The organism is Streptomyces sp. 130 (genome assembly GCF_007096885.1).
Classification (GTDB): Bacteria; Actinomycetota; Actinomycetes; order Streptomycetales; family Streptomycetaceae; genus Streptomyces.
The window spans coordinates 1-22,409 of record NZ_VJNO01000021.1 but is presented as its reverse complement, the minus strand read 5'-3'; the positions used below and the strand labels follow the sequence as shown (position 1 = coordinate 22,409).

The following is a 22,409-nucleotide window of genomic DNA, read 5'->3' as shown; positions in this document are numbered from 1 at the left end:
CAAGGGAGGTTTTGATGAACCGGAAGACCATCGGCCGTGTGGTGCTCACCGCCCTGCCGTTCCTGCTCGCGCTCGCCGTCGACCTGCTGCTCTTCGCCACCCGCCGCGACCGGCTGCCCGCGCAGCTGGCCAGCCACTTCGTGGGCAACGGCCGGGTGGACGACTACGCCGGCCAGACCTCGTACCTGGTCGTCACCACGCTCGTACTGCTCGGCACCGGTCTCCTGTGGACGCTGATGGCCGGGTTCGGGAAGTTCGCGGGCACGGCACATCGCACGCTGGTCGCCTTCGGGTACGCCTTCGCCGCCTTCATCGGCTACCTCATGGGGGCCGTCCTCCTCATCAACGTGGACGCGGTCGAGGACGCGCAGGGCCGGGGGCAGGGCATCCACTTCCCCATGTGGCACATGGCCGCGGCCTTCGGGGCGGGCGTCGTCGCCTTCGGGCTCGGATACCTCGCGGCGATGCTGACGCCCGTCCCCGAACCGGTCGCCGACGACGGGCCCGAGGCGGGCGGCGCGCGCATCGCGCTGGGCGCCGGGGAGGTCGCCGGGTGGGGCCGGGGCGCCGGGTCCTGGTGGCTGCCGCTCACCGCGCTCCTGGTCATCGGGACCGGTGTCGCCATGCTGTTCACGGCCAGTTGGCCCTTCGCCGTGCTGCCCCTCGTCCTCGGGCTGCTCATCGCGAGCTTCGCCCGCCCGTACGTCACCGTGGACCGGCGCGGGATCACCGTCTCCGGGCTGCTGCCCTGGCCGCGCGTCCGCGTCCCGCTGGAGCGGATAGAGGCCGCGGCCAGCCGTGACATCAGCCCGTTCGCCGAGTACGGCGGCTGGGGGTACCGCGTCCGGCCCGGGCGCAGCGGTGTCATGATCCGGTCCGGGGAGGGCATCGTGGCCCGGCTGACGAACGGCCGCGACTTCGCGGTGACCGTGGACGACTCGGCGACCGGGGCCGCGCTCCTCAACACCCTGATCGACCAGCGCCGAACGGACCACTGACCATGCTCTTCCGGGTCGACCCCACCTCCACCGTGCCGCTCGGCGACCAGATCGCCGCCTGCGTGCGGCGCGCCGTGGCCGACGGCGCGGCGGGCCCGGGCGAACGGCTGCCCGCGGCCCGGGTCCTGGCCGAGTCGCTCGGCGTCAACGTGCACACGGTGCTGCGGGGCTACCAGCGGCTGCGCGAGGAAGGCCTGATCGAGCTGCGCCGGGGCCGGGGCGCGGCCATCGCGGACGGCGCGTCCCCGCACCGCGCCCGCCTCCTCGAACGGGTCCGCGAGACCGTCGCCGAGGCAAAGGGCCTGGGCCTCACGGTGGACGAACTGCTGACCCTGGTCCGTACCGAATACGGCGGCACCGGCTGACGGCCGCCGCACCCGGCACGGCGACGGGCCGCCCCGTCCTGCGAGGCGGCCCGTCGGAGCGAGCGGGGACGGTCAGGAACCGGCCTTGGTCAGCGTGGCCGCGAAGCCGTACTGCCACAGGTAGTTCACCTGGCTGCGCTCACTGGCGTTCGGATACGGGTTGGTGCAGGACGTGCCGGGGCCGCCGCCCGACATCAGCTCGCTGCACGGCCCCGAGTAGTGGTCCGGCAGACCGAGGACGTGCCCGGTCTCGTGGGCGGTGACCCGGGTCGAGTTGTACTGCCGGTTCTGCGTGTAGTCCAGGAAGATGTAGCCGTTGCCGTGGCCGTCGGTGCTGGCGTACGAGCCGCGGGAGTCGTTCCCCTCGTAGTACGCGAAGTCGGGGTTCGAGCCCTCCTGGAGCCGGACGTTGGAGACCGAGCTGTTCCAGATCGAGGCGCTGTTGGCTATCTGGGTGCGGAAGCTCGGGGCGTTGGCGGCGCTGTAGACGATGGTGACGGCCTGGACGCCGGGGTTGGCCGCCCGCTTCTCGGCCACCGACTTCGCGACCGCTTCGAAGAACGCCTTGTTGGCGGCGGCGTCCTCGTGCGAGGCGGACTTGGCCGAGTACGCCACGTGCGCGGCCGTGGCGGCCGCCTCCGGAGCGGCGATCGCCGGTCCCGCGCCCAGCGCGGCGACGGTGAGGCCGAGTCCGAGCACGGCCGACATGACGGTCCTGGGGTGTCTCATGTGGGGGGTCTCCTACCAGTTACCTGTCAGAGGAACCCGTCCGATGATCGGACTCGGACGGGGGCGGTACGGAGAGAGTGTCGGGGAAGCGGGGCCCGCGCGGATGATGTCAGCCGGTGATAACGCGGCCCTATCACCAGCGTGTGGACGTCCTGTGCACACCCGCCGTCCGCACGCTCAACGCCCGCTGAATCACCCGCGTTTGCCCGGGTTACGGCCCATGGTGCGGCTCGCCCGCTCGCCCTAACCTCGGCACCATGGAGCTTGAGGTGAGACACCTCAGGGCGCTGTGCGCCATCGCCGACACCGGCAGCCTGCACCGGGCGGCCCGCACCCTGGGCGTGAGCCAGCCCGCGCTCACCACCCAGCTGCGCCGGATCGAGAACGCGCTCGGCGCCGAACTCTTCAGCCGCGAACGCACCGGCTGCCGCCCCACCCTCCTCGGCCGCGCCGTCCTCAGCCGCGCCCGCCCCCTGGTCGACGGCATGAGCGCCCTGGTCAGCGACGCGCTGGCGGAGGCCGCCGCCGCCGAAGGGCCCCGGCTGCGCATCGGCTGCACCGCCAGCCGGGTCATCGGCGGCTGGCTGCGCCGCCTGCGGCAGAGGCTGCCCGGGACCGACATCTCGCTACGGGTCGACGTCTCCGCCCGCGCCCTGCTGCGCGCGGTCGACGCCGGACGGCTCGACGTGGCCTTCGTGCACGAGGTGGAGGGCTGCCCGCTCGCCGTTCCGGACGGGCTGGAGCAGCGGGTCCTCGTGGACCGCGAACCGCAGTTCGTCTCCATGGCCCGCGACCACCCGGCCGCCGCGCTGCCCGTGGTCGACCTGGCGGACCTGGCCGCCGACCGGTGGATGGTCGACCCCACGGTGGACGGTGAATGGGACGGCCTGCGCCGGATGTTCAGCGAAGCCGGGCTGGCCCCGGTGATCCTGCACGGCGACTACCTGACCGCCGCCTCCCTCGTCGTCCTCGGCGAAGCGGTGGCCCCCTGCCAGCCGACCTCGGGCCCCCGCGACGACATGGCGATCCGCCCGCTGCGCGACGACCCGCTCGCGGTCCGGCTGATCCTGGTCTCCCGGCCCGGCGCGGACATGACCGCCGTCTACGCGGAACTGGAGGCCGCCTACCGGGACGCGGCGCGGCGGGTGGCCGGATACCACCAGTGGCTGCTGCGCCATCGCAGCCCGCTCGCCCGCTCCTGAGGCCCGGGGCGGGCCCGGACCGGGGGAGTTCCCGATTCCGGGCGATTCAGCCGAGAGCGTGGGCCGTTCCGGACCGGGCCGCGACAGGGCAGAGTCGGAGGTATGAGGCTTCTGATGCTGGGCGGTACGCAGTTCGTCGGCCGGGCCGTGACCGAGGCGGCCCTCGCGCGCGACTGGCAGGTCACGGTCTTCCACCGGGGCCACCACGCGCCCCCGCCGGGGGTCGCTGAGATCATCGGTGACCGCACCGCCGACGGCGGCCCGGCCGCCCTCGCCGACGCCGACGGCCCCGCCTGGGACCTGGTGGTCGACACCTGGAGCGGCGCGCCCCTCGCCGTGCGCGACGCGGCCCGGCTGCTCTCCACTCGCGCCGGCCGATACACATACATATCGAGCCGTTCCGTCTACGACTACCCGGCCCCGGCCGGCCTCGCGGAGGACGGCCCCGTGGTGACGGGCGCCTCGCCGGACGCCGGTGACGACCAGTCGTACGCCCTGGCCAAGCGCGGCGGCGAACTCGCCGCCCAGGACGCCTTCGGCGACCGCGCCCTCCTCGCCCGGGCGGGCCTGATCCTCGGCCCCTGGGAGAACATCGGCCGGCTGCCCTGGTGGCTGAACCGGATCGCCCGCGGCGGCCCGGTCCTGGCCCCCGGCCCCCCGGACACGGACCTCCAGTACATCGACGCGCGCGACCTCGCCGCATGGGTGCTCGACGCGGCGGAGCGCGGGCTGCACGGCCCGTACAACCTGGTCAGCCGGCCGGGGCACACCACCATGGGCGGACTGCTCGACGCCTGTGTGCGCGCCACCGGTTCGGACGCCGAACTGCGCTGGACCCCGGCGGAGAAGATCCTCGCGGCGGGCGTCGAGCCGTGGACCGAACTGCCGGTGTGGCTGCCGCCGGGGGAGGTGTACGACACCCTCCACCAGGGCGACGTCGGGCTCGCCCTCGCGGCGGGGCTGCGCTGCCGCCCGGTCGAGGAGACGGTCGCGGACACCTGGGCATGGCTGCGGGGGATCGGCGGCGAGGTGCCCCAGCGCCCCGACCGCCCCGCCGTGGGCCTCTCCCCGGAGACGGAGGCGAAGCTGCTGGCCGGCTGAGGACCCGGGCGCCACGCCGACGCGGCGAGGGGTTGTCCACAGGGCCGGACTCATCGCCCGTCACGGGGTTAGCCTCGCCCCATGGCCGAACTGCTGCACCTCACCGAAGGACCGCTCTGGGAGGCGGCGCGCGGGATCGGGACGTACGAGATGTCCACCCGCGGCCGCACCCTGCACGAAGAGGGCTTCATCCACTGCTCGCTGCCCCACCAGCTCCCCGGAGTGGCCGAGATGCTGTACGGCGCGGGGAGCCGGGCCGGAGCCGCCGACCAGGAGCTCGTGGTGCTCGTCATCGACCCCGGCCGGCTCACCGCACCCGTCCGGTACGAGGCGGCCTCCCCCGGCGGCGAGGAGTTCCCGCACATCTACGGACCGCTTCCCGTCGACGCGGTCGTCGAGGTGCGCCCCTGGCCGTCCGAGGAGGGCACCCCCGCATGAGCCCCGCCCCCGGCACCGCCCCCGGTGCCGTCACCAGCGGTCCGCCCACCGCCGTCACCGGGGCGAGCGGCGCGCTCGGCGGCCGGGTCGCGACCCGGCTGGCCCGGGCCGGCGTCCCCGTCCGGCTGCTCGGCCGCGACCCGTCCCGGCTGCCCGCCCTCCCCGGCGCCGACCTCGCACCACCCGCCGCCTACGGCGACGGCGAGGCCATGCGGCGCGCCCTGGCCGGGGCGCACACCCTGTTCCTCGTCTCGGCGCACGAGAGTCCCGACCGGGTCCGCGAGCACACGACGGCGGTGGACGCGGCGGTCGCGGCCGGCGTCGAACGCATCGTCTACGTCTCCTTCCTGGGCGCCGCCCCCGACGCCACGTTCACCTTCGCTCGGGACCACTGGCACACCGAGGCGCACATCCGGACCGCCGACGTCCGGTACACCTTCCTGCGCGACAGCTGGTATCTCGCCGGGCTCCCCGCCATGACGGGCGCCGACGGAGTGCTGCGCGGCCCCGCCGGGGACGGCCGGGTCGCCGCCGTCGCCCACGAGGACATCGCCGACGCCGCCACCGCCGTGCTCCTCGCGGACACCGACGCGACCGGCCCCTCGCACGACGGCCGCACCTACGACCTGACCGGCCCCGTGGCCTTCACGCTCGCCGAGGCGGCTGAGGAGCTGAGCCGGGCCACCGGACGGGCCGTCACCTATGTCCCGGAGACCCGCGAGGAGGCATACGCCTCACGGGCCGGCTACGGTGCCCCGGACTGGGAGGTGGCCGGCTGGGTCACCTCGTACGAGGCCATCGCGGCCGGCGAGATGGCCGCCGTCTCGGACGCCGTCCCGACACTGACCGGCCGCCCCGCCACGGATCTCGCCACCTATCTGCGCGACCACCCCGACAGCTACCGCCACCTGCTGCGGCAGGGCTGACGGGCATGCGCACCGAGACCCCGTGGGGCCCCTGGGACCCGCCGCCGCTCGCCGAGGCCGTCCGCCTGCTCGCCCCGCTGCGCGCCCCCTGGTGGATCGCCGGAGGCTACGCGGTCGAACTGGCGGTGGGGCGCGCGTACCGGGCCCACGGCGACATCGACGTGCTGCTGCTGCGCCGCGACCAGGCGGAGGCGCGGCGGGTCCTGTCCGGCTGGGAGTGGTGGGCCGCCGATCCGCCCGGCACACTGCGGCCCTGGCGCACGGGTGAGACCCTGCCCGCCGGTGTCCACGACATCTGGTGCCGGCCGGGGGCGGACGAGCCGTGGCGGCTCCAGTTCATGCTGGACGACACGGACGGCGACGACTGGGTCTACCGCCGGGACGCCCGGGTCCGCCTCTCGCCGGGGCGGCTGGGCCGGGTCTCGCCGGGCGGCGTGCCCTACCTCGCGCCGGAGATCCAGCTCCTCTACAAGTCCAGGTCCCGAAGGCCCAAGGACGAGCGGGACTTCGAGGCGGCGCTGCCGGTCCTGGACGACCACGCGCGCGCCTGGCTGGCCGAGACCATTACGCTCGCCGAGGGCGCGGACCACCCCTGGGCGGTCCGGCTGCGGGGGCTGTTGGCGCACTGAGGGCGGGGCGCTTCGGGCGCCCCGCCCCCTCAGCCCGCGTACGCCCCCGGCTTCGTCTCACAGCGTCAGCCAGCCACGCATCGCCGCCTGTACGCCGGCCTGGAAGCGGGTCTCCGCCTTCAGCTCCTGCATCAGGCGGCTGATGCGCCGGCGGACCGTGTGGACGTGCACCTCCAGGCGGCGGGCTATCGCCTCGTCCTTCAGGCCGGAGGAGAGCATCGTCAGCAGCTCCCGGTCCTCGTCCGTGACCTGGGCGTTGTCCACCGAGCCGATCGGTACGGCCCGCTCCCACACTGCCTCGAACAGCGGCACCAGCGCATTGCTCAGCAGTGCGTCGCTGACCACCAGGGCGGTGGCGGTGGGGTCGGCCGCGTCGGTCGGCGGCAGCAGTGTCATCCGGCGGTCGACGGTGATCAGCTTGGTCGGCAGGTCCATCCCGAGCCTGATCTGCACCCCCTGAGCGGACAGCTCGTTCAGCCCGCGCGCCCGCCCCTGGAATCTCAGCCCCTCCCGGTCGACCACGGCCCGCACCCGCACCCCGCGCCGGACCGGCTCGGCCATGTTGATCGGCTCGGGCATGCCGTCCGGCTCGCTCGCGGCGTACGGGGGGCGGTCCAGGAGGGCCACCTCCTCGGTCGCCGACACCACCAGCGAGGTGACCCGCTCGGCGATCGCCCTGCGCCCCCGCAGCGTCTCGATCCCGAGGGTGCGCGGGGTGTGCGAGGCGGACATGAGCTGCGCGGCGATCCGGTCCACGGAGCCGGTCAGCTCCTCCAACTCCGCCTCGCGCCGCAGCAGCTCCGCCTGGTGCAGATGGATGAGGTTGCGCAGCGCGGTCGCCGGGGCGTCCGGGACAGGCAGTCCGGTGCCCCGGGCGGGGCGGGTGAAGCCGCGCTCGCCGAGGCGGTCCAGCGCGTTGCGGAGCTGCCGGGGCGAAAGGCCCACGCTCCGGGCGAGAGCTGCCCGGGTGCCGTCACCGGAGGTGTTCAGCAGTGCCTCGTACACCCGGAGTTCGTCCGTACCGAGCCCGAGGGCCTGCCACTGTTCGTCCAGATCAGCCCACTTCACCAGGTGATCTTCGCCGGTTCGTGTAGGCCACACAAGTGTGCACGTACAGAAGTCTGCAGGTGGAACGCATTGTTCACATCCCCGCTGCGGGACTTCCATGTCGGCATCCGATAACCGTTCACGCATTCGTGACAACCGGAGGAGCACCGTGCGGACTTCAGCACGCAGACGAGCAGTTGGTTCACAGGGGCGCCGCACCGGCGTCGTCGTCGGACAGGGCATAGCCGCGCTGCTGGCCACGGCGGGCCTGATGGCCACCGCCATGCCGGCAGCGCACGCCGACACCGCGGCGGCCGCCCCCGCCGCCTCCGGGACGACGCCGGGCAGCGAGACCGACACCCCCTCGCTCGTGACCGGTCTGCACGAGGAGGTCGCCGCCACCGGCAGCGCGGCCGACGCCGCCCGGGGCCACCTCAAGGCCAAGAAGGGCCGCTACCACATCGCGGACACCTCGGCGAAGGACCTGACGGCCGTCGGGACCACCACCGAGAAGGGCGGCAAGGAGACGGTCCGCCTCCAGCAGAAGTACAAGGGCGTGAAGGTCCTCGGCGGCCAGTACGTCGTCCGCATGACGAAGAAGGGCGGCAAGCGCGCCGTCACCGGCACCTCCGGCAACTACTTCACCAAGCTGAAGCTCGACACGGTCACCCCGAAGGTCTCCGAGGAGACCGCGATCGAGCGCGCGGTCGGCGCGGTCTCCGCGCAGTTCGGCGGCGGCATCCTGCGCGCCCCGGCCAAGGGCGAGAAGCTCGGCAAGGCCGAGTTCAAGGGCACCGCGGGCGACGTCACGATCCTCCCGCAGGGCACCGGCGTGCTGACCCGGCACATCACCGTCACGGGCACCAACCCGGCCGACGGCTCGCCGGTCCAGCAGGAGGTGTACATCGACGGGCACTCCGGTTTCCCCGTCATGCAGTACAGCGGCATCCAGACGTTCGGCGCGACGGGCACCACCCCCGGCGCGGTGGACGGCGCGGCGGCCCCCGCCGACGCCTCCACCGACGCGGCCGACCAGCTCGTGGTCAAGGGCAGCGGCGTCCGCTACAACGGCCAGAAGGTCGACATCAATCTGTACAAGGACACCACGGGTGCCTACCAGATGATCGACTACAGCAAGCGGGCCGCGGACTCCCCGTACCAGGGCCCCATGATCGCCACGTACGACGCGCGCGGCCGTGAGGCGTCCGGCGCCTCCGGCGTCTGGCCGAGCGGCATCAAGACCTTCCGCCCCGCGAGCCCGGAGCTCGGCGAGGACTACACCAACTCCGGTGCGGTCGACGCCCACTGGGCGGCCGGCAAGGTCTACGACTACTACAAGAACCACTTCGACCGGAACAGCCTCGACGGCAAGGACGGTTACATCTACTCCCTGGTGGGCGTCGTCAACGGCGGACAGCCGTACAACAACGCCTTCTGGGACGGCAGCAAGATGGTGTACGGCCAGGGCGGCGGCGACTACCGCACCTTCTCGGCCGACACCGACGTGGTGGGCCACGAGATGACGCACGGCGTCGTCACGCACACCGCGAACCTGGTCTACGCGGGCCAGTCCGGCGCCATGAACGAGGCCATCGCCGACTACTTCGGCAACGCCATCGACCTGGAGGCCAACGGCGTCTCCATGGACGACCCGGACGCCGGCCTCCTCGGCGAGGACCTGTGCACCAACGCGGGCCCGCGCGAGTGCGCCCTGCGCGACCTGAACGACGGCGCCACCACGTCGAAGAACTTCATCGGCGTCACCTACCGCGGTGACAACGGCGGTGTGCACCTCAACTCCACGATCTTCTCGGGCGCCCTGTGGGACATGCGCCAGGACCTCGACCCCGAGTTCGCCGACCAGATCGTCTACCGCGCGCTGTCCGCGTACATGACGCCCCTGGACGGCTTCACCGAGGGCCGCGCCGCGGTCATCGCCGCCGCCGAGGAGCTGGGCGCCACCAAGGCCCAGCTGAAGATCGTGAAGCGTTCCTTCGACGCGCACGGCATCGTGCCCGGCTGGGAGAAGGCCCTGGGCGTCGACACCGACACCCTGATCGCCAAGGACAACATCTACAGCACGGGCTTCGGCGCCGGCGCCGGCAAGTACGCCGTCTCCCGCTCGAACGAGGACGGCAGCGAGCCGTACTCGGTGTGGGCCGGCAACACCAGCGGCAAGGGCCAGCCGCAGCTGATCAGCCCGAACAACGGCAACTTCAACGTGTACGCGGACACCGACGGCAAGAACGTCGCGTGGGCCGAGTACGCCTCGACCGGTGTGTACTTCCACGTCCGCCCCGTCAAGGGCGGCATGGACAAGATCGTCGGCGGGGTCGGCGCCAACGTCAGCGCGCTCGCCTTCGACGGCGACCTGCTCGTCTACACGTACATGAACCCGCAGAGCGGCTACACCCAGAGCCGCTACATCAACATCAAGACCGGTGAGACCAAGGAGCTGTACAACAACCCGATCGGCGTGACGACGCTCGCCTCGGTCCACGACGGCAAGATCGCCTACGCCAAGATGTGGCCCGCGAGCGACGGCACCGCCATGCTCGGCGTGGAGGTCCTGGACACCGCCACCGGCAAGAAGACGCTCATGCCGATCGACTCGACCAAGCTGTACGGCGTCGGCCAGACGGCCGTGACCGACGACGGCGTCTACTGGGTCGAGGACGACGACGCCACCGACGCCGGCCAGGCCGCGGTGCGCCGCGCGAACTTCGACGGTACGAACCCGGTCACCGTCACCCCCGAGCACGGCGCCGGCGCCCTCTTCGCCTACTCGGTGACCGCCTCGGACGACGCGGTCAACATCACCGAGCTGCCCCCGGCCACCGACTGGACGAACGACACGCTGCCGAAGATCTACCAGGCGGCCCCCGACGGCAAGGGCGGCGCCCAGCGCGTCTCCTGCAACCGCGGCGACCAGGTCTACGCGGCGGCCGACGAGGGCCAGCGCGTCCTGTGGCTCGACGGCACGACCGGCTACACCAACCTGGTCAAGCGCGACCGCCCGGCGGGCAAGTGCTGACCTGACCCAGTGACAGCCGAGCGGCCGGACCCCTTAGGGGGCCCGGCCGCTCGTGTTCACGCAGCCCACCGGTGGACACCGGCCACGCCGAGATCAGCCCGCCGGCGGCCGGGCCGGGCCGGCCGGCCTCGGCACCTCAGGAGACCCGGGCCCGCCAGCCGGTGAGGACGCCCTCGCCCGCGTTCTCGAAGCCGACGGCGACCGGCTCGTCGCCTTCCGCCGCGAAGTGGACGGTGCACTGAGTCACGCTGCCGCCCGCCGGGACGGTGTCGCCGTGCCCGTCGGGCGGGCAGGCCGCGATGTCCAGCCCCCAGATGGAGAGGGCGGGTACGCCTCCGAGCTGCTGGCCGCTTTCGGTGAGCACCCGGACGCTGCCTGCCTGACCGGCGTAGAAGTCGCTCTTCCCGGGATTGCTGTAGGAGATCGTCACGTAGTACGGGATGCGGTCCCGCTTGGCGTCGTCGGGTTCGAGGCCGTCGAGGTCGGCCTTGCTGCCCTTGCGTACGGACTTCAGCGTGGCGGGCAGTTCGAGGAGGCCGCCCTGCTTCTCGCCGGCGTCGTAGCGGACGGCGATCGTGTCGCCCTGGGCGGCCATCTCCTTCGACGCCGCGCCGAGTCCGCCGTCGACAGGCCAGGACGTGACGTGGTCGGCCGGGGTGATGAACCCGCCACCGGAGGTGTGCGTCACCGCCAGCACGCCGACGCCCTTGGGCAGCAGGTACGTCCCACAGGAGGTGTACGAGTCGCTGGGCGCCAGCGCCTCCGGCGCCGAGTCCTCGCACCCCGCCCGCCCGCCGCCGGACGCCGTGACCGGGCTTCCGGGCGCCCAGTCGGTGCCGGTCAGGGTGAGGTCGTGGAAGACCTCGTAGGCGTGGGGGATCTTCTCGTCGCCGGTGTTGGTGACCTCGTAGGTGAGGTAGTAGGGGACCCCGCCCTCGGGGCCGTCCTGCGCACCCGCACCGTCGAGGATGCTTTCCGGCGCGCGGACCAGACCCTTCACGGCGAGCCGAATCCCGTACGTCTTCCCGTTGGCGGCGGTGTGGACGACGTCCCGGGCGCCGGTCTCCACCGGCACCTTCGTGCCGGCGGCCCGGGCCGGTGCCGGCTCCGCCGCCGGACCCTGTGCGCGTGCGCACCCGGAGAGCAGTGCTATCGCCGCCGTTGCCACGACAGCCGTTGCGAAGTGCCTGATCAGGCGCACGGCGTTCCCTTGTTGTGCATGTTCCGCAACCCCGGTTGAGGTTGACCGGCTCATGCTAGGTGGTCGCTGTGGGCCGGAACGCGCCGGTCTCCCCGGGCGGAGCGCGGGCTCAGGCGCGGGGCCGCGACCGGTCCCGCGATCCGGTCGCGGCCCCGCGGGCCGGGGTGCCGAGGCCGGTCACGAGCCGCAGCAGCCGCCCGCCTCCCCTTCCGCGGTGCCGACGGCCGCCGCGGAAGGGGCGCCGAGCTGGACGAGCTGGGGCGCCGGGGCGCAGCATCCGCCGTCCCGGCCGGTCTCGGGGGCGGCGTCGAAGAGGCCGGCGCCGCCGCACACCCCGGTCTCGGGCAGGGTCAGTTCGACGCGGTCGGCCGCGTCGAGGTCGCCGGCGATCGCGGCGGCCACGGAGCGGACCTGCTCGTAGCCGGTCATGGCGAGGAACGTCGGGGCGCGGCCGTAGGACTTCATCCCGACCAGGTAAATGCCCTGTTCCGGGTGGGAGAGCTCGCGGTGGCCGTGCGGGTAGACGGTGCCGCACGAGTGCTGGTTGGGGTCGATCAGCGGAGCCAGTTCGACCGGCGCCTGGAGGCGCTCGTCCAGGCGCAGGCGCAGCTCGTCCAGGAAGGACAGGTCGGGGCGGAAGCCGGTCAGCACGATGACCTCGTCGACCGGGTCCAGCCGGCGTCCGTCCTCGCCGGCCAGGATCAGGCGGCCGTCGTCCGCCCGCTCGACCGCCTCGGTCCGGAATCCGGTGACCGCGTCCGCGTGACCTTCGTCGACCGCGGCCTTCGCGGCCAGGCCCAGGGCGCCGCGCGCCGGGAGCTGGTCGGCGGTGCCGCCGCCGAAGGTCGAGCCCGAGAGGCCCCGGCGCAGAATCCACACGCCCTTCGTACCCGCGCCGTCGTCGGACCCGGCGAGGTCGGCGAGGTGGGCGAGAGCGGTGAACGCGGAGGCACCCGAGCCGATCACAGCGGTGCGCTTGCCCGCGTACCGGGCCCGGACAGCGGGGTCCCTCAGGTCCGGGACGCGGTAGGTGATCCGGTCCGCGGCGGCCTTCTCGCCGAGCGCGGGCAGCCCGCTCCCGCCGGCCGGGGACGGCGTGGCCCAGGTACCGGAGGCGTCGATGACGGCGCGCGCGAGGAGGCGCTCCTCACGGCCGTCGGCGTGGGTGACGTGCACGACGAACGGCTGCCGCTCGCGGTCGGCGTCCACGATCCGGTCCCGGCCGGTGCGCGAGACACCGGTGACGGTGGCGCCGGTGCGTACGCGGTCCCCGAGGAGGCCGGCGAGCGGCTGGAGGTAGCGCTCGGCCCAGTCGCCGCCGGAGGGGTAGGCGGCCGGGTCGGGGCGGGTCCAGCCGGTGGGGGCCAGCAGCTTCTCGGCGGCCGGGTCGACGACCTCGCCCCAGGTGGAGAACAGGCGTACGTGTGACCACTCGCGCACCGCGGCGCCGGCGGTGGAACCGGCCTCCAGGACCAGGGGCTCGACGCCCTGGCCGACCAGGTGGGCGGCGGCGGCCAGACCGGTGGGGCCGGCCCCGATCACGACGACGGGCAGATCGGTGGTGGCGGGCGCGTTCACGGCGACTCCTCGCGTGTTTCGACATCTGTCGATGGCTTGCGCGGCCCAGCATGGCACCTGTATTGACGAGCGTCAACATAGACAATCATCGAAACTGGGAGCTTGGGCGGGTGACGCATCGACGTCGCCGTGAACGGCGGCGGCCGGCCGGGGCTCGCGACCGCCTATATGCCGCATGGCCGCCTGGCGCGTGGCCGTCCGGCGCGCGTGGTCGTCCGGCGCGTGGCCGCCCGAGGCGTGGCCGCCCAGCGCGTGGCCGCCCGAGGCGTGGTCGCCCAGCGCGTGGTCGCCCGAGGCGTGGCCGCCCGGCGCGTGGCCGCCCGACGCATGCCCCCCGGCGCGTGGCCGCCCAGCGTGTGGTCGCCCGGCGCATGCCCCCCCGGCGCGTGGCCGCCCGTCTCGCGCGCCCGTAATGTCTCTCCCCCGCTGGTTCGACATGTGTCAACATAGACGCATGTCGAATGCGAAGGTGCTGCCGCTGCTCGAACCCGGCGGTCACGGCGTGGCGCCGTGCTGTCCGCCGCTGGCCGAGCGCCCGATGACCGCCGAGGAGGCCGAGACCGCCGCGCGTATGTTCAAGGCGCTCGGCGACCCGGTCCGCCTCCGCCTCTTCTCGGCCGTGGCCTCCCACGAGGGCGGCGAAGCGTGCGTGTGCGACATCTCCGACGTCGGCGTCTCCCAGCCCACGGTGTCCCACCACCTGAAGAAGCTCAAGGAGGCCGGACTGCTCACCTCCGAGCGGCGCGGCACCTGGGTCTACTACCGCGTCGAGCCGTCCGTGCTGGCGGCGATGGGCCAGTTGCTGACCCTGCCGACCGCAGCCTGATGAGCGCCGTGGGGGAGGGGCCCGCGAGTGTGATGATCGTGCCGCTGGCACCGGAGCACGCGGAGCAGGTGCTGGCCATCTACCAGGTGGGGATCGACGAGGGGAACGCCACCTTCGAGACCGTCGCGCCGGCCTGGGAGACGTTCGACGCGGCGAAGCTGCCCGAGCACCGCTTCGCCGCCGTGGACGCCGATGGGGCGGTGCTGGGGTGGGTGGCCGCGAGCCGGGTCTCCGACCGGCGCGCGTACGCGGGCGTGGTGGAGCACTCCGTCTACGTCCACCCGGCTGCTCGTGGCCGCGGCATCGCCTCCGCCCTGCTGAAGGCGCTGGTGGATTCCACCGAACGGGCCGGGATCTGGACGATCCAGTCCGGGATCTTCCCCGAGAACACCGCCAGCCTCGCCGTGCACCAGCGGGCCGGATTCCGCGTCATCGGCACGCGGGAGCGGATCGGGCGCCAGCACGGCGTCTGGCGCGACGTCGTCCTCGTAGAGCGCCGCAGCCCCGCCATCACCTGAGCCGGTCAAGGCAGCTGCGCGATCGCGCTGGCGGCGTCGCGGGCGGTGCGGCCGACACCGATCAGGGTGGCGGAGGCCGGGCCGGTCCAGTCGCCGTAGCCGAGCAGGTGCAGCCGCGGTTCGCCGAGGGCGCGCGTGCCGTCGGTGGGGATGTGCCCGCGCGGGCCCCGCAGGTCCAGCGGGGCGAGGTGGGCCAGGGCCGGGCGGAAGCCGGTGCACCAGATCACCGCGTCCGCGTCGCTCTGGCTGCCGTCGGCCCACCGGACACCGGTGGCGGTGAGCCGGGCGAACATCGGCTTCGCGGTGAGGAGTCCGGCGTCGCGGGCGGCTCGGACGGGCGGCACAACCACGATGTCGCCGAGCGAAGCCACCCCACCGGTGTCGGTACGGCCGGTGTCCAGGGCCCGGCGGCGGGCGGTGGCGACCTCGAAGAGGGCGCGGCCGTCGATGTCGTCCGGCAGGAACCGCGGCGGGCGCCGGGTCACCCACGTCACCTCGGCTCCGCCGTCCAGGGCGAGATCGGCGGCGATCTGGGCCCCGGAGTTCCCTCCGCCCACCACGACGACACGCTGCCCGGCGAAGTGGCCCGGACTGCGGTAGTTCACCGTGTGCAGCTGCCGACCGGCGAAGGCCGACCGGCCGGGAACGGCGGGGAGGAAGGGCCGCGACCAGCTGCCGGTGGCGCTGATGACCGCGCGGGCCGCCCAGGTGCTGGAGCCCGCCTCGACCAGGAGGCGGTCCGCGTCGCGGCGTACGGCGTCCACGCGGCTGCCGTGCTGAACGGGCAGGTCGTAGCGGTGCACGTAGTCGGCGAGGTAGTCCACCACGTGCCCGGCGCCCGGGTAGGTCTCGCCCGCCTGGGCGGGCATGAGGCGGCCGGGCAGCGAGGAGTGCTCGGCCGGGGAGAACAGGTGCAGCGAGTCCCACATGTGCTGCCAGGACCCGCCCGGCGCCGCATCCGCCTCCAGGATGACGAAGTCGAGACCTCGGCGGCGCAGGTGGTAGCCGGCGGCGAGCCCTGCCTGGCCGCCGCCGACCACCACCACATCCGTCCGCCGCGTCACGGGGCCGTCGTCACCGCGTCGGCGCCGAAACGCCTGCGCCAGGCGAGCGCGACGTGGACCAGGCCGATCAGCACCGGTACTTCGATGAGCGGGCCGACGACGCCGGACAGGGCCTGGCCGGAAGTGACGCCGAAGGTGGCGATGGCGACCGCGATCGCCAGCTCGAAGTTGTTGCCCGCCGCCGTGAACGCGAGCGTCGCGGTGCGGTCGTAGGCCAGGCCCAGGCCCTTGCCGAGCAGGAACGTGCCGAAGAACATGACGGCGAAGTACACCAGCAGCGGCAGCGCGATCCGGGCGACGTCCAGCGGCTGCGACGTGATGGTCTTCCCCTGGAGGGCGAAGAGGATGACGATCGTGAACAGCAGCCCGTACAGCGCCCACGGGCCGATCTTCGGCAGGAACCGCTGCTCGTAGTCGGCGCGGCCCATCCTCTTCTCGCCCAGGCGGCGGGTGAGGAAGCCGGCGGCGAGCGGGACGCCGAGGAAGATGACCACGTTCAGCGCGATCTTCCCCATCGGGACGTCGAGGTGCTCGCCGTCGCCGAGCCCGAGCCGGCCGGGCAGCAGGTCGAGGTAGAACCAGCCGAGCAGGCCGAACGCGAGGACCTGGAAGACGGAGTTGAGGGCGACCAGGACGGCGGCGGCTTCCCGGTCGCCGCAGGCCAGGTCGTTCCAGATGATGACCATGGCGATGCAGCGGGCCAGGCCGACGACGATCAGGCCGGTGCGGTACTCGGGCAGGTCCGGCAAGAAGATCCAGGCCAGCGCGAACATCACCGCGGGGCCGACGACCCAGTTGACGACCAGCGAGGAGACCATCAGCTTGCGGTCGCCGGTGACGGCGTCGAGCCGGTCGTAGCGGACCTTCGCCAGCACCGGATACATCATGACCAGCAGGCCGAGCGCGATCGGCAGGGAGATCCCGCCGGTCTCCACCTTCGCGAGGGCGTCGTTCAGACCGGGGATGAGCCGGCCCAGGCCCAGACCGGTGGCCATCGCGGCGAGAATCCACACCGCGAGGTAGCGGTCGAGGGTGGAGAGCTTCTTGACGACCGAGTCGTCCCCGCTCTCCTGGGCGCTCTGGGCGTGGGCGGCGGAGGTCACGGGCATGCCCTCTTGTTCTCGGCGGCGGCGCGGGCGGATTCGGCGAGCCCGGCGAACTGTGCGGACAGGCCGGCCAGGACGTCGGACTTGAGCCTGTAGTAGGTGAAGCGACCGCACGGCTCGGTCTCCACCAGGCCGGCCTCGCGCAGCACCTTCATGTGGTTGGACAGGTTGGTCTGCTTGGCCCCGGTCTCCTCCACCAGGTGCGTGGTGCACAGCGTCTCGCGCGCCAGCAGGGTCACGATCTGCAGCCGGAGCGGATCTCCCAGCGCCCGAATCACATCAGGATCGACTGAAGTCAGCATGCGCTGATACTTTCACATCACCATTCGCTGACACCAGCGGACGCTGATGCCATGGGTGGCACCCGGCCGCCGCGAGATGAGAGAGCCCCTCATGCCCGAGAGCACCGGCACGAAGCCGTCCGTCCTGTTCGTCTGCGTCCACAACGCCGGCCGCTCCCAGATGGCCGCCGCCTGGCTGACCCACTTGGCCGGAGACCGCGTCGAGGTCCGTTCCGCCGGCTCCGACCCGGGCACCCGGGTCAACCCCGCCGCCGTCGCCGCGATGGCCGAGGCCGGCATCGACATCTCCGCCGAGGCCCCGAAGATCCTCACCGTGGACGCGGTGAAGGAGTCCGACGTGTGCGTCACCATGGGCTGCGGCGACACCTGCCCCGTCTTCCCCGGCAAGCGTTACCTGGACTGGAAGCTCGACGACCCGGCCGGCCAGGGCGTCGAAGCGGTCCGCCGTATCCGCGACGAGATCAAGGCCCTGGTGGAGGACCTGATCGCCGAGATCGCCCCGGTCCCGGCCCGCCCAAGGGGTGCACGCGCGACGGCCTGCGACGGGGCCGCATCCTGAAAAGGGCCTCCGCACGGAGAACACCGCCACGCATCACATCGGCGTGACCCACGGCCTGCGGCACTTCCACGCCTCCGCGCCCACCGCGGACGGCGCGAGCGTGAAACAGCTTCAACCCGTCCTCGGCCACGCGTCCGCCGTCAGCCCGCTGCGGATCCACGCGCACCTGCGGCCGGAAAACGAAAACCGCACCCGGCCCGCGACGGACGCCGTGCTCGGCGGCCTGTGGACCGGGTGCGGGCAGGTAGGGAGTCCGACCAGCGGAATCGCGGGTCGGACGGCCTAACCGGAGATCAAGCCTTCTTGGTCTCCCAGAAGATCTTGTCGATCTCCGCGATCAGGTCCAGCGCCTTCTGGCCGGTGGCCGGGTCCGTCGAGCCCTTGGCGGCCGAGAGGGCCTTCAGGGTGTCGTTGACCAGCTGGTGCAGCTGCGGGTACTTCTCGAAGTGCGGGGCCTTGAAGTAGTCGCTCCACAGGACCGAGACGTGGTGCTTCGCGAGCTCGGCGCGCTGCTCCTTGATGACCACGGCGCGGGCCCGGAAGTGCGGGTCCTCGTTGGCCTGGAACTTCTCCTGGACGGCCTTGACGGACTCCGCCTCGATGCGGGCCTGGGCCGGGTCGTACACGCCGCAGGGCAGGTCGCAGTGGGCGCTGACCTTCACCTTGGGGGCAAACAGGCGGGAAAGCATTGAGCTGTCCTTCCTCGTGATCGTCTTCTCAGGTGGGACATTACTCCTTGACGTCCTCCCTGCCCTAAAGGGTGGCGGGGATTTCTGGCTCACGTTGGCCGGGGACCTGCGGTCCTCCGGCTCTTACACGATCGGCACCAGCCGGGTTGAGACCAGCCCGGACCAGCATGACGTGCGCGGAGTTCTTGTCCCTGGGGGACGCGGCTCCGCACGCGGTGCAGGTGTAGGTACGTTCCGAAAGAGGTAGTGCGTGCTTGGCTCTCGCTCCGCACTGTGCGCAGTCCCTGGTGGTGTGCGCGGGATGCACGAGACGAATGTCCCGTGCGTGCTTGCGGCCCATCTCGATGAGGGCGGCTTTGGTGGCGCCGATCGCGGCGTCGGCGGCCTTGCGGGCCATGGTGGTCTTCGCCAGGAACTTCGGACGGAAGTCCTCCACCGCGATGGCGTCGTGGTCGCGGACCACCGCCTTGGCCCACTTGCGGGCGGTGTCCTGCCGCTGTCGCGCCACCTTCTTGAGCACCTTCGCCGTCAGTCGCCTGGCGTTGCGGTAGCCCTTGGAGGCGGCCTTGCCCTTGGCGGGGCGGCGGCGGGCCATCATCCGCTGACAGCGCTCCAGCTTCCGCGCCGCGCTCTTCCCGTGCTCAGGATGAGGCAGGTCGTGGGCGTCGGATGTGGTGGTGGCGGTCTCCTTGACGCCCCAGTCGACGCCCAGCACGCGCCCCGTGGCGGGGAGCGGCTGGGGTTCGGTGGCGACGACGAACGACGCGTACCAGTGCCCCAGACTGTCCTGGTAAACGCGCACGCTGGAAGGGACGGACGGGAGTGGGCGGGACCAGACGACCGTCAGGGAGACGCCGCCCGCGAGGTGGAGGCGGCCGTCCTTCAGACGGAACGCGCGCAGGGTGTAGTTCAGCGTGGGCCGTGTGTCCCGCTTGCGCTTCATCCGGGGCATCCCGGCCCGCCGCCGCACCGGCACCTTCGCCTTGATGTCCTTGACCGCCCTGGCACGGGACTTCGAGAAGTCGCGGATGACCTGCTGCTGCGGCACCGACGCACCTGCGCGGAGCCACGCCATCGACTGCCGCGCCTCGGTCAGCATCCTGTCCAGCTGCGCCGGGGCGCACGTCGTCTTTTCCACGGCGTCGCGGTTTGCGGCGTGGACCTTGCGGGACATCGCCACGCACTCGTTCCACACCCACCGACACCGCGCCCACTCGGCCTCCAGCCGGACGAGCGCGGTCGACGACACGCGGAGCCGGAAGGTGTACCGGGCGAGCCCGGAACCCCGCTCGGTCGCTGCTGTAGCCGTCATGATCCGCAACCTAACAGCCCTCACTGACAACGTAAGAGAACGCAGGTCAGGGCCACTGCGCAGCGAACACCACCCTCATTGGCCCGGCACCGAAGTCCTCATTTCGATACTGAAGAATGGGGCACCCTAGAGAAATACCTCGGGCGAGCGCCTCGGCGGCTTAGGCCAAAGTCCGGGATGAGTGTGGGACCAGTGGCCGAAAGTACGAAATCCGGTGAGGGACGGTTTACCGGACGGACTGGGGAGGAGATGAGGGACGTGCCGGAGGTGCCGGAGCTGGCCGACGAGCAGCCCGCGCGGGGGCTGGCGGGGCGGGTGCCGTTCCAGGTGGTGGAGGTGACCGGGCCCTCGATGGTGCCCACGCTGCATCACGGGGACTGGCTGCTCGTGCAGTACGGGGCGGAGGTGCGCCCCGGGGACGTGGTGATCCTGCGCCACCCGTTCCAGCAGGACCTGCTGGTCGTGAAGCGGGCCGTGGAGCGGCGGGCCGGGGGCTGGTGGGTGCTGGGGGACAACAGTTTCGCGGGCGGGGACAGTACGGACTACGGGACGGTGCCCGAGGAGCTGGTGCTGGCCCGGGCCCGGGCGCGGTACCGGCCGCTGACGAAGGATCAGCGCTCGGTGCGCGGGGTGGTGGCCTGGGCGGTCTCCGCGGTGCGGCCGGTCTCGGCGGCGCGCTCGGTCTCCAGGCGCTTGCGGGCCCGGTAGGCGGCCACGTTGGCCCGGGTCGCGCAGCGGTCCGAGCAGTAGCGGCGGGAGCGGTTGGTCGAGGTGTCGAGGTAGGCGTTGCGGCACGGCGCGGCCTCGCACAGGCCGAGCCGGTCCACACCGTGCGAGGTGAGGTGGAAGGCCAGGCCCATGGAGGCGATCGCGGCGTACCCCGCGGTCGCGTTGGACGGGTGGTCCGCCAGGTGCATGTGCCAGTCCGGCCTGCCGTCCGCGTCGCGCTCCTCGTGCCCGGAGATCTGCGGGCTGACCGGGAACTCCATCAGCAGCGAGTTCAGCCGGTCCACCGCCAGCCGCTCGTCCCCGGCGTCGGCCGCCTCGAACACCCCGCGCAGCCGGGCCCGTACCGAACGGAACCGGGTCACGTCCGCGTCGGTCGCCCGCCGGGCCGCCTGGCCGCTGGGGCCGAACAGCTCCCGGACCGCCTCGACGGAGATGAGGGTGTCCTCGTTCCGGGACGGCTGCTCGGTGTTGACGAGGCGCACGGCGTAGTCCGCGTAATAGGCGAGTTCCACGAGGTGTCCTTACGGCGTCGGTCCGGAGGCGGTGCGAAGCAGGCGTAATGGGTCGCTCAGCCTACAGGGTATTACGAGAGCGGAGCGGGGTGACCAGGAGGTGGCGCCGCCGCCCGAAACTGCTCACGTACACGCTGCAACCCGCCGTGCCGGCCACCGCACTGGAAGGGTGAGACGGTCCGCGCCCGCGGGCCGGGGGAAGGACAACCGGATGCGGAGCGATGACCACGCCGCGCTGCACGCCTTCGTCGAGGGCAGACGTACCGCCCTGTTCCGCAGTGCGTTCCTGCTCTGCGGCGACCGGCACGAGGCCGAGGACCTGGTCCAGACGACCCTGGTCAAGGTCGTGCTGGGCGGGCGGCGGCACGGGCGGCTCGACAACATCGAGGCGTATGCCCGCAAGACCCTGGTCAACACCTTCATCGCGGGCCGCCGCAGGTTCTGGCGCCGCGAGCAGGCGTACGGGGAACTGCCCGAGCGGGCCGTCGAGGCACCCGACACCGACACCGGCCTGGCGGTACGGGCGGCGCTCGCCCGGCTCACGCCCAGGCAGCGAGCGGTCCTGGTGCTGCGCTACTGGGAGGACCTGAGCGTCGAGGCCACGGCCGCGACGCTCGGGATGCGGGAGAACACGGTCAAGAGCCACACGGCTCGGGGGTTGGCGGCGCTGCGCGCCGAGATGGCGGAGGTATTGGTATGAGTGACGACGTGCGTGAGCTGCTGGGGCGGGCCGCCGAGGACGCGGGGCGGCCGGTCATCAGCACGGAGGCCGTGTACGCGAAGGCGGCCCGGGTCCGCTGGCGGCGCCGGGCCGCGGTGACGGTGACGGCGGTCTGCGCGGTGGCGGCGGGGGCGTTCGTCGTCCCGCAGCTCACCTCGGCGCCGGACGCCCCGCAGACCTCGTCCGTGGCGTCCCTGGCCCAGGAGCCCGGTGAGGCGCCTCGGGACGTGCGGCTGCTCCAGCTGCTGCCGCAGCTGACCGGCACGGTCGAAGAGGTGTCGTTCGCCGACATCATCAAGCACGCTTCGCCCCTGCCGCCCGAGCCGCCCAGGACCGGGCCGCTGGACGGGCAGTACGAGATCCGCCGGGACGGCGGCGTCGGCTATCTGACCATCGACGTCATGGACGCCGAGGCGGTACGCAAGAAGCTCGGCGGCGGAGCAGCGGACGCGGACCTGTGCGAGCCGGAGAAGGGGGCGCCCGCCCGTACGGACTGCGTGCGCGAAGAGCTGTCCGGGGGCCGGGTGCTCACCATCTGGAGCGACGACATGGACTACGGCGAGGGCGGCACCCCGCAGTGGGGGCCCGAGCTGACCGCCCGGCTCGTCCTCGCCGACGGCAGCCAGCTCGGCGTGCGGGACAGCACCGGCTTCGAGGCCGACGTCGTCCGGGGCCCGATGCTGAAGTCCCCGCCGCTCACCCGGGCCCAGCTGCGCGAGCTGATGCTGCGTCCGGAGCTGCTGCCGGCGAAGTGACGGCCCGGAGAGCCTCGGCGCCTATGTGGGGCTCGCCCTGGCGGCGGCGCTCGGCGGGCAGCGGCGGC

General features: G+C 72.7%; 24 protein-coding genes. 14 read left to right on the top strand and 10 right to left on the bottom strand.

From position 1 onward, the window contains the following. The first annotated feature begins 14 nt into the window (after positions 1-14). Together FKN01_RS19035 and FKN01_RS19030 are read left to right on the top strand one after the other, a co-directional pair. Positions 15-998 (top strand): DUF1648 domain-containing protein, encoded by a 984-nt coding sequence (locus FKN01_RS19035; RefSeq protein ID WP_143622170.1) that lies wholly within the window; start codon positions 15-17, stop codon positions 996-998. A 2-nt stretch (positions 999-1,000) separates the two neighbouring features. Further along, on the top strand, positions 1,001-1,363 hold the full coding sequence (locus tag FKN01_RS19030; protein WP_143622168.1) for a GntR family transcriptional regulator: 363 nt from the start codon (positions 1,001-1,003) through the stop codon (positions 1,361-1,363). A 72-nt stretch (positions 1,364-1,435) separates the two neighbouring features. Here the strand turns inward: FKN01_RS19030 and snpA are convergent, their stop codons facing one another. Continuing rightward, positions 1,436-2,071 (bottom strand): snapalysin, encoded by a 636-nt coding sequence (snpA, locus tag FKN01_RS19025; protein WP_143622303.1) that lies wholly within the window; start codon positions 2,069-2,071, stop codon positions 1,436-1,438. 278 nt (positions 2,072-2,349) lie between these two features. On the opposite strand from snpA, the gene FKN01_RS19020 reads away from it, so the two are divergent. From FKN01_RS19020 to FKN01_RS19000, 5 genes are all read left to right on the top strand, one after another. Further along, positions 2,350-3,294 carry a LysR family transcriptional regulator gene (locus FKN01_RS19020; RefSeq protein WP_143622166.1) on the top strand — a complete coding sequence of 315 codons (945 nt, stop codon included), beginning with the start codon at positions 2,350-2,352 and terminating at the stop codon, positions 3,292-3,294. Between the two features lie 114 nt (positions 3,295-3,408). Continuing rightward, on the top strand, positions 3,409-4,395 hold the full coding sequence (locus FKN01_RS19015) for an NAD-dependent epimerase/dehydratase family protein (RefSeq protein ID WP_143622301.1): 987 nt from the start codon (positions 3,409-3,411) through the stop codon (positions 4,393-4,395). 81 nt (positions 4,396-4,476) lie between these two features. Beyond that, positions 4,477-4,833, top strand: a complete 357-nt coding sequence (locus FKN01_RS19010) for a DUF952 domain-containing protein (RefSeq protein WP_143622164.1) — start codon at positions 4,477-4,479, stop codon at positions 4,831-4,833. Next, on the top strand, positions 4,830-5,759 hold the full coding sequence (locus tag FKN01_RS19005; RefSeq protein ID WP_143622162.1) for an SDR family oxidoreductase: 930 nt from the start codon (positions 4,830-4,832) through the stop codon (positions 5,757-5,759). The genes FKN01_RS19010 and FKN01_RS19005 overlap by 4 nt, the downstream gene beginning before the upstream one ends. 5 nt (positions 5,760-5,764) lie before the next feature. Continuing rightward, the gene (locus FKN01_RS19000; RefSeq protein ID WP_143622160.1) at positions 5,765-6,388 is read left to right on the top strand and encodes a nucleotidyltransferase domain-containing protein; all 624 of its coding nucleotides are present in this window, start codon (positions 5,765-5,767) and stop codon (positions 6,386-6,388) included. 57 nt (positions 6,389-6,445) lie between these two features. Here the strand turns inward: FKN01_RS19000 and FKN01_RS18995 are convergent, their stop codons facing one another. Then, the gene (locus FKN01_RS18995; protein ID WP_143622158.1) at positions 6,446-7,456 is read right to left on the bottom strand and encodes a helix-turn-helix transcriptional regulator; all 1,011 of its coding nucleotides are present in this window, start codon (positions 7,454-7,456) and stop codon (positions 6,446-6,448) included. Positions 7,457-7,604: 148 nt separating this feature from the next. Between FKN01_RS18995 and FKN01_RS18990 the strand changes: the two genes are divergently transcribed. Continuing rightward, the gene (locus FKN01_RS18990; protein WP_143622157.1) at positions 7,605-10,469 is read left to right on the top strand and encodes a M4 family metallopeptidase; all 2,865 of its coding nucleotides are present in this window, start codon (positions 7,605-7,607) and stop codon (positions 10,467-10,469) included. A 136-nt stretch (positions 10,470-10,605) separates the two neighbouring features. Here the strand turns inward: FKN01_RS18990 and FKN01_RS32590 are convergent, their stop codons facing one another. Continuing rightward, positions 10,606-11,538 carry a hypothetical protein gene (locus FKN01_RS32590; RefSeq protein ID WP_185992897.1) on the bottom strand — a complete coding sequence of 311 codons (933 nt, stop codon included), beginning with the start codon at positions 11,536-11,538 and terminating at the stop codon, positions 10,606-10,608. 309 nt (positions 11,539-11,847) lie between these two features. Then, positions 11,848-13,248: an NAD(P)-binding domain-containing protein gene (locus FKN01_RS18980; RefSeq protein WP_143622155.1), complete on the bottom strand. Its 1,401-nt coding sequence runs from the start codon at positions 13,246-13,248 to the stop codon at positions 11,848-11,850. Between the two features lie 454 nt (positions 13,249-13,702). Here FKN01_RS18980 and FKN01_RS18975 point away from each other — a divergent pair, with 454 nt between their 5' ends. Both FKN01_RS18975 and FKN01_RS18970 read left to right on the top strand, forming a co-directional pair. Then, positions 13,703-14,074, top strand: coding sequence for a helix-turn-helix transcriptional regulator (locus FKN01_RS18975; RefSeq protein ID WP_143622153.1), 372 nt, complete (start codon positions 13,703-13,705; stop codon positions 14,072-14,074). Continuing rightward, a complete protein-coding gene (locus tag FKN01_RS18970) occupies positions 14,074-14,592 on the top strand; it encodes a GNAT family N-acetyltransferase (RefSeq protein WP_143622151.1) in 519 nt (172 codons plus the stop codon). Before FKN01_RS18975 ends, FKN01_RS18970 begins: the two co-directional genes overlap by 1 nt. Before the next feature lie 5 nt (positions 14,593-14,597). On the opposite strand, the gene FKN01_RS18965 is transcribed toward FKN01_RS18970, so the two are convergent. Genes FKN01_RS18965 through FKN01_RS18955 form a run of 3 tightly spaced genes read right to left on the bottom strand, consistent with a single transcriptional unit; the run spans position 14,598 to position 17,064 of the window. Next, positions 14,598-15,656: an ArsO family NAD(P)H-dependent flavin-containing monooxygenase gene (locus FKN01_RS18965; protein ID WP_143622149.1), complete on the bottom strand. Its 1,059-nt coding sequence runs from the start codon at positions 15,654-15,656 to the stop codon at positions 14,598-14,600. Then, positions 15,653-16,765: an ACR3 family arsenite efflux transporter gene (gene arsB, locus FKN01_RS18960; protein ID WP_143622147.1), complete on the bottom strand. Its 1,113-nt coding sequence runs from the start codon at positions 16,763-16,765 to the stop codon at positions 15,653-15,655. The genes FKN01_RS18965 and arsB overlap by 4 nt, the downstream gene beginning before the upstream one ends. Continuing rightward, a complete protein-coding gene (locus FKN01_RS18955; RefSeq protein WP_143622145.1) occupies positions 16,756-17,064 on the bottom strand; it encodes a helix-turn-helix transcriptional regulator in 309 nt (102 codons plus the stop codon). The genes arsB and FKN01_RS18955 overlap by 10 nt, the downstream gene beginning before the upstream one ends. Before the next feature lie 91 nt (positions 17,065-17,155). Here FKN01_RS18955 and FKN01_RS18950 point away from each other — a divergent pair, with 91 nt between their 5' ends. Next, positions 17,156-17,623, top strand: coding sequence for an arsenate reductase ArsC (locus tag FKN01_RS18950; RefSeq protein ID WP_143622144.1), 468 nt, complete (start codon positions 17,156-17,158; stop codon positions 17,621-17,623). Between the two features lie 293 nt (positions 17,624-17,916). Here the strand turns inward: FKN01_RS18950 and sodN are convergent, their stop codons facing one another. Continuing rightward, positions 17,917-18,312 carry a superoxide dismutase, Ni gene (gene sodN / locus FKN01_RS18940; protein WP_143622142.1) on the bottom strand — a complete coding sequence of 132 codons (396 nt, stop codon included), beginning with the start codon at positions 18,310-18,312 and terminating at the stop codon, positions 17,917-17,919. 64 nt (positions 18,313-18,376) lie between these two features. Beyond that, the gene (locus FKN01_RS18935; RefSeq protein ID WP_185992896.1) at positions 18,377-19,624 is read right to left on the bottom strand and encodes an RNA-guided endonuclease TnpB family protein; all 1,248 of its coding nucleotides are present in this window, start codon (positions 19,622-19,624) and stop codon (positions 18,377-18,379) included. 249 nt (positions 19,625-19,873) lie between these two features. On the opposite strand from FKN01_RS18935, the gene sodX reads away from it, so the two are divergent. After that, complete coding sequence (sodX, locus tag FKN01_RS18930) at positions 19,874-20,332, top strand: nickel-type superoxide dismutase maturation protease (protein WP_143622140.1); 459 nt, start codon at positions 19,874-19,876, stop codon at positions 20,330-20,332. Here the strand turns inward: sodX and FKN01_RS18925 are convergent. Beyond that, positions 20,236-20,865, bottom strand: a complete 630-nt coding sequence (locus FKN01_RS18925; protein WP_143622138.1) for an ABATE domain-containing protein — start codon at positions 20,863-20,865, stop codon at positions 20,236-20,238. The two genes, sodX and FKN01_RS18925, sit on opposite strands and share 97 nt — an antisense overlap. A gap of 211 nt (positions 20,866-21,076) precedes the next feature. On the opposite strand from FKN01_RS18925, the gene FKN01_RS18920 reads away from it, so the two are divergent. Further along, positions 21,077-21,565 carry a SigE family RNA polymerase sigma factor gene (locus tag FKN01_RS18920; protein WP_143622136.1) on the top strand — a complete coding sequence of 163 codons (489 nt, stop codon included), beginning with the start codon at positions 21,077-21,079 and terminating at the stop codon, positions 21,563-21,565. Continuing rightward, positions 21,562-22,341 carry a hypothetical protein gene (locus tag FKN01_RS18915; RefSeq protein WP_143622134.1) on the top strand — a complete coding sequence of 260 codons (780 nt, stop codon included), beginning with the start codon at positions 21,562-21,564 and terminating at the stop codon, positions 22,339-22,341. Before FKN01_RS18920 ends, FKN01_RS18915 begins: the two co-directional genes overlap by 4 nt. Positions 22,342-22,409 lie beyond the last annotated feature (68 nt).

Excerpts from the sequence above, each read along its gene's own strand:
- snpA (WP_143622303.1), bottom strand. The coding sequence starts at position 2,071 with ATGTCGGCCGTGCTCGGACTCGGCCTCACCGTCGCCGCGCTGGGCGCG.
- FKN01_RS19005 (WP_143622162.1), top strand. The coding sequence starts at position 4,830 with ATGAGCCCCGCCCCCGGCACCGCCCCCGGTGCCGTCACCAGCGGTCCG.
- FKN01_RS18920 (WP_143622136.1), top strand. The coding sequence starts at position 21,077 with ATGCGGAGCGATGACCACGCCGCGCTGCACGCCTTCGTCGAGGGCAGA.
- FKN01_RS18935 (WP_185992896.1), bottom strand. The coding sequence starts at position 19,624 with ATGACGGCTACAGCAGCGACCGAGCGGGGTTCCGGGCTCGCCCGGTAC.
- FKN01_RS19020 (WP_143622166.1), top strand. The coding sequence starts at position 2,350 with ATGGAGCTTGAGGTGAGACACCTCAGGGCGCTGTGCGCCATCGCCGAC.
- FKN01_RS19015 (WP_143622301.1), top strand. The coding sequence starts at position 3,409 with ATGCTGGGCGGTACGCAGTTCGTCGGCCGGGCCGTGACCGAGGCGGCC.
- FKN01_RS19000 (WP_143622160.1), top strand. The coding sequence starts at position 5,765 with ATGCGCACCGAGACCCCGTGGGGCCCCTGGGACCCGCCGCCGCTCGCC.
- FKN01_RS18975 (WP_143622153.1), top strand. The coding sequence starts at position 13,703 with ATGTCGAATGCGAAGGTGCTGCCGCTGCTCGAACCCGGCGGTCACGGC.
- FKN01_RS18970 (WP_143622151.1), top strand. The coding sequence starts at position 14,074 with ATGAGCGCCGTGGGGGAGGGGCCCGCGAGTGTGATGATCGTGCCGCTG.
- sodX (WP_143622140.1), top strand. The coding sequence starts at position 19,874 with ATGAGGGACGTGCCGGAGGTGCCGGAGCTGGCCGACGAGCAGCCCGCG.
- FKN01_RS18955 (WP_143622145.1), bottom strand. The coding sequence starts at position 17,064 with ATGCTGACTTCAGTCGATCCTGATGTGATTCGGGCGCTGGGAGATCCG.
- FKN01_RS19035 (WP_143622170.1), top strand. The coding sequence starts at position 15 with ATGAACCGGAAGACCATCGGCCGTGTGGTGCTCACCGCCCTGCCGTTC.
- FKN01_RS19030 (WP_143622168.1), top strand. The coding sequence starts at position 1,001 with ATGCTCTTCCGGGTCGACCCCACCTCCACCGTGCCGCTCGGCGACCAG.
- FKN01_RS19010 (WP_143622164.1), top strand. The coding sequence starts at position 4,477 with ATGGCCGAACTGCTGCACCTCACCGAAGGACCGCTCTGGGAGGCGGCG.
- arsB (WP_143622147.1), bottom strand. The coding sequence starts at position 16,765 with ATGCCCGTGACCTCCGCCGCCCACGCCCAGAGCGCCCAGGAGAGCGGG.
- sodN (WP_143622142.1), bottom strand. The coding sequence starts at position 18,312 with ATGCTTTCCCGCCTGTTTGCCCCCAAGGTGAAGGTCAGCGCCCACTGC.
- FKN01_RS18915 (WP_143622134.1), top strand. The coding sequence starts at position 21,562 with ATGAGTGACGACGTGCGTGAGCTGCTGGGGCGGGCCGCCGAGGACGCG.
- FKN01_RS18950 (WP_143622144.1), top strand. The coding sequence starts at position 17,156 with ATGCCCGAGAGCACCGGCACGAAGCCGTCCGTCCTGTTCGTCTGCGTC.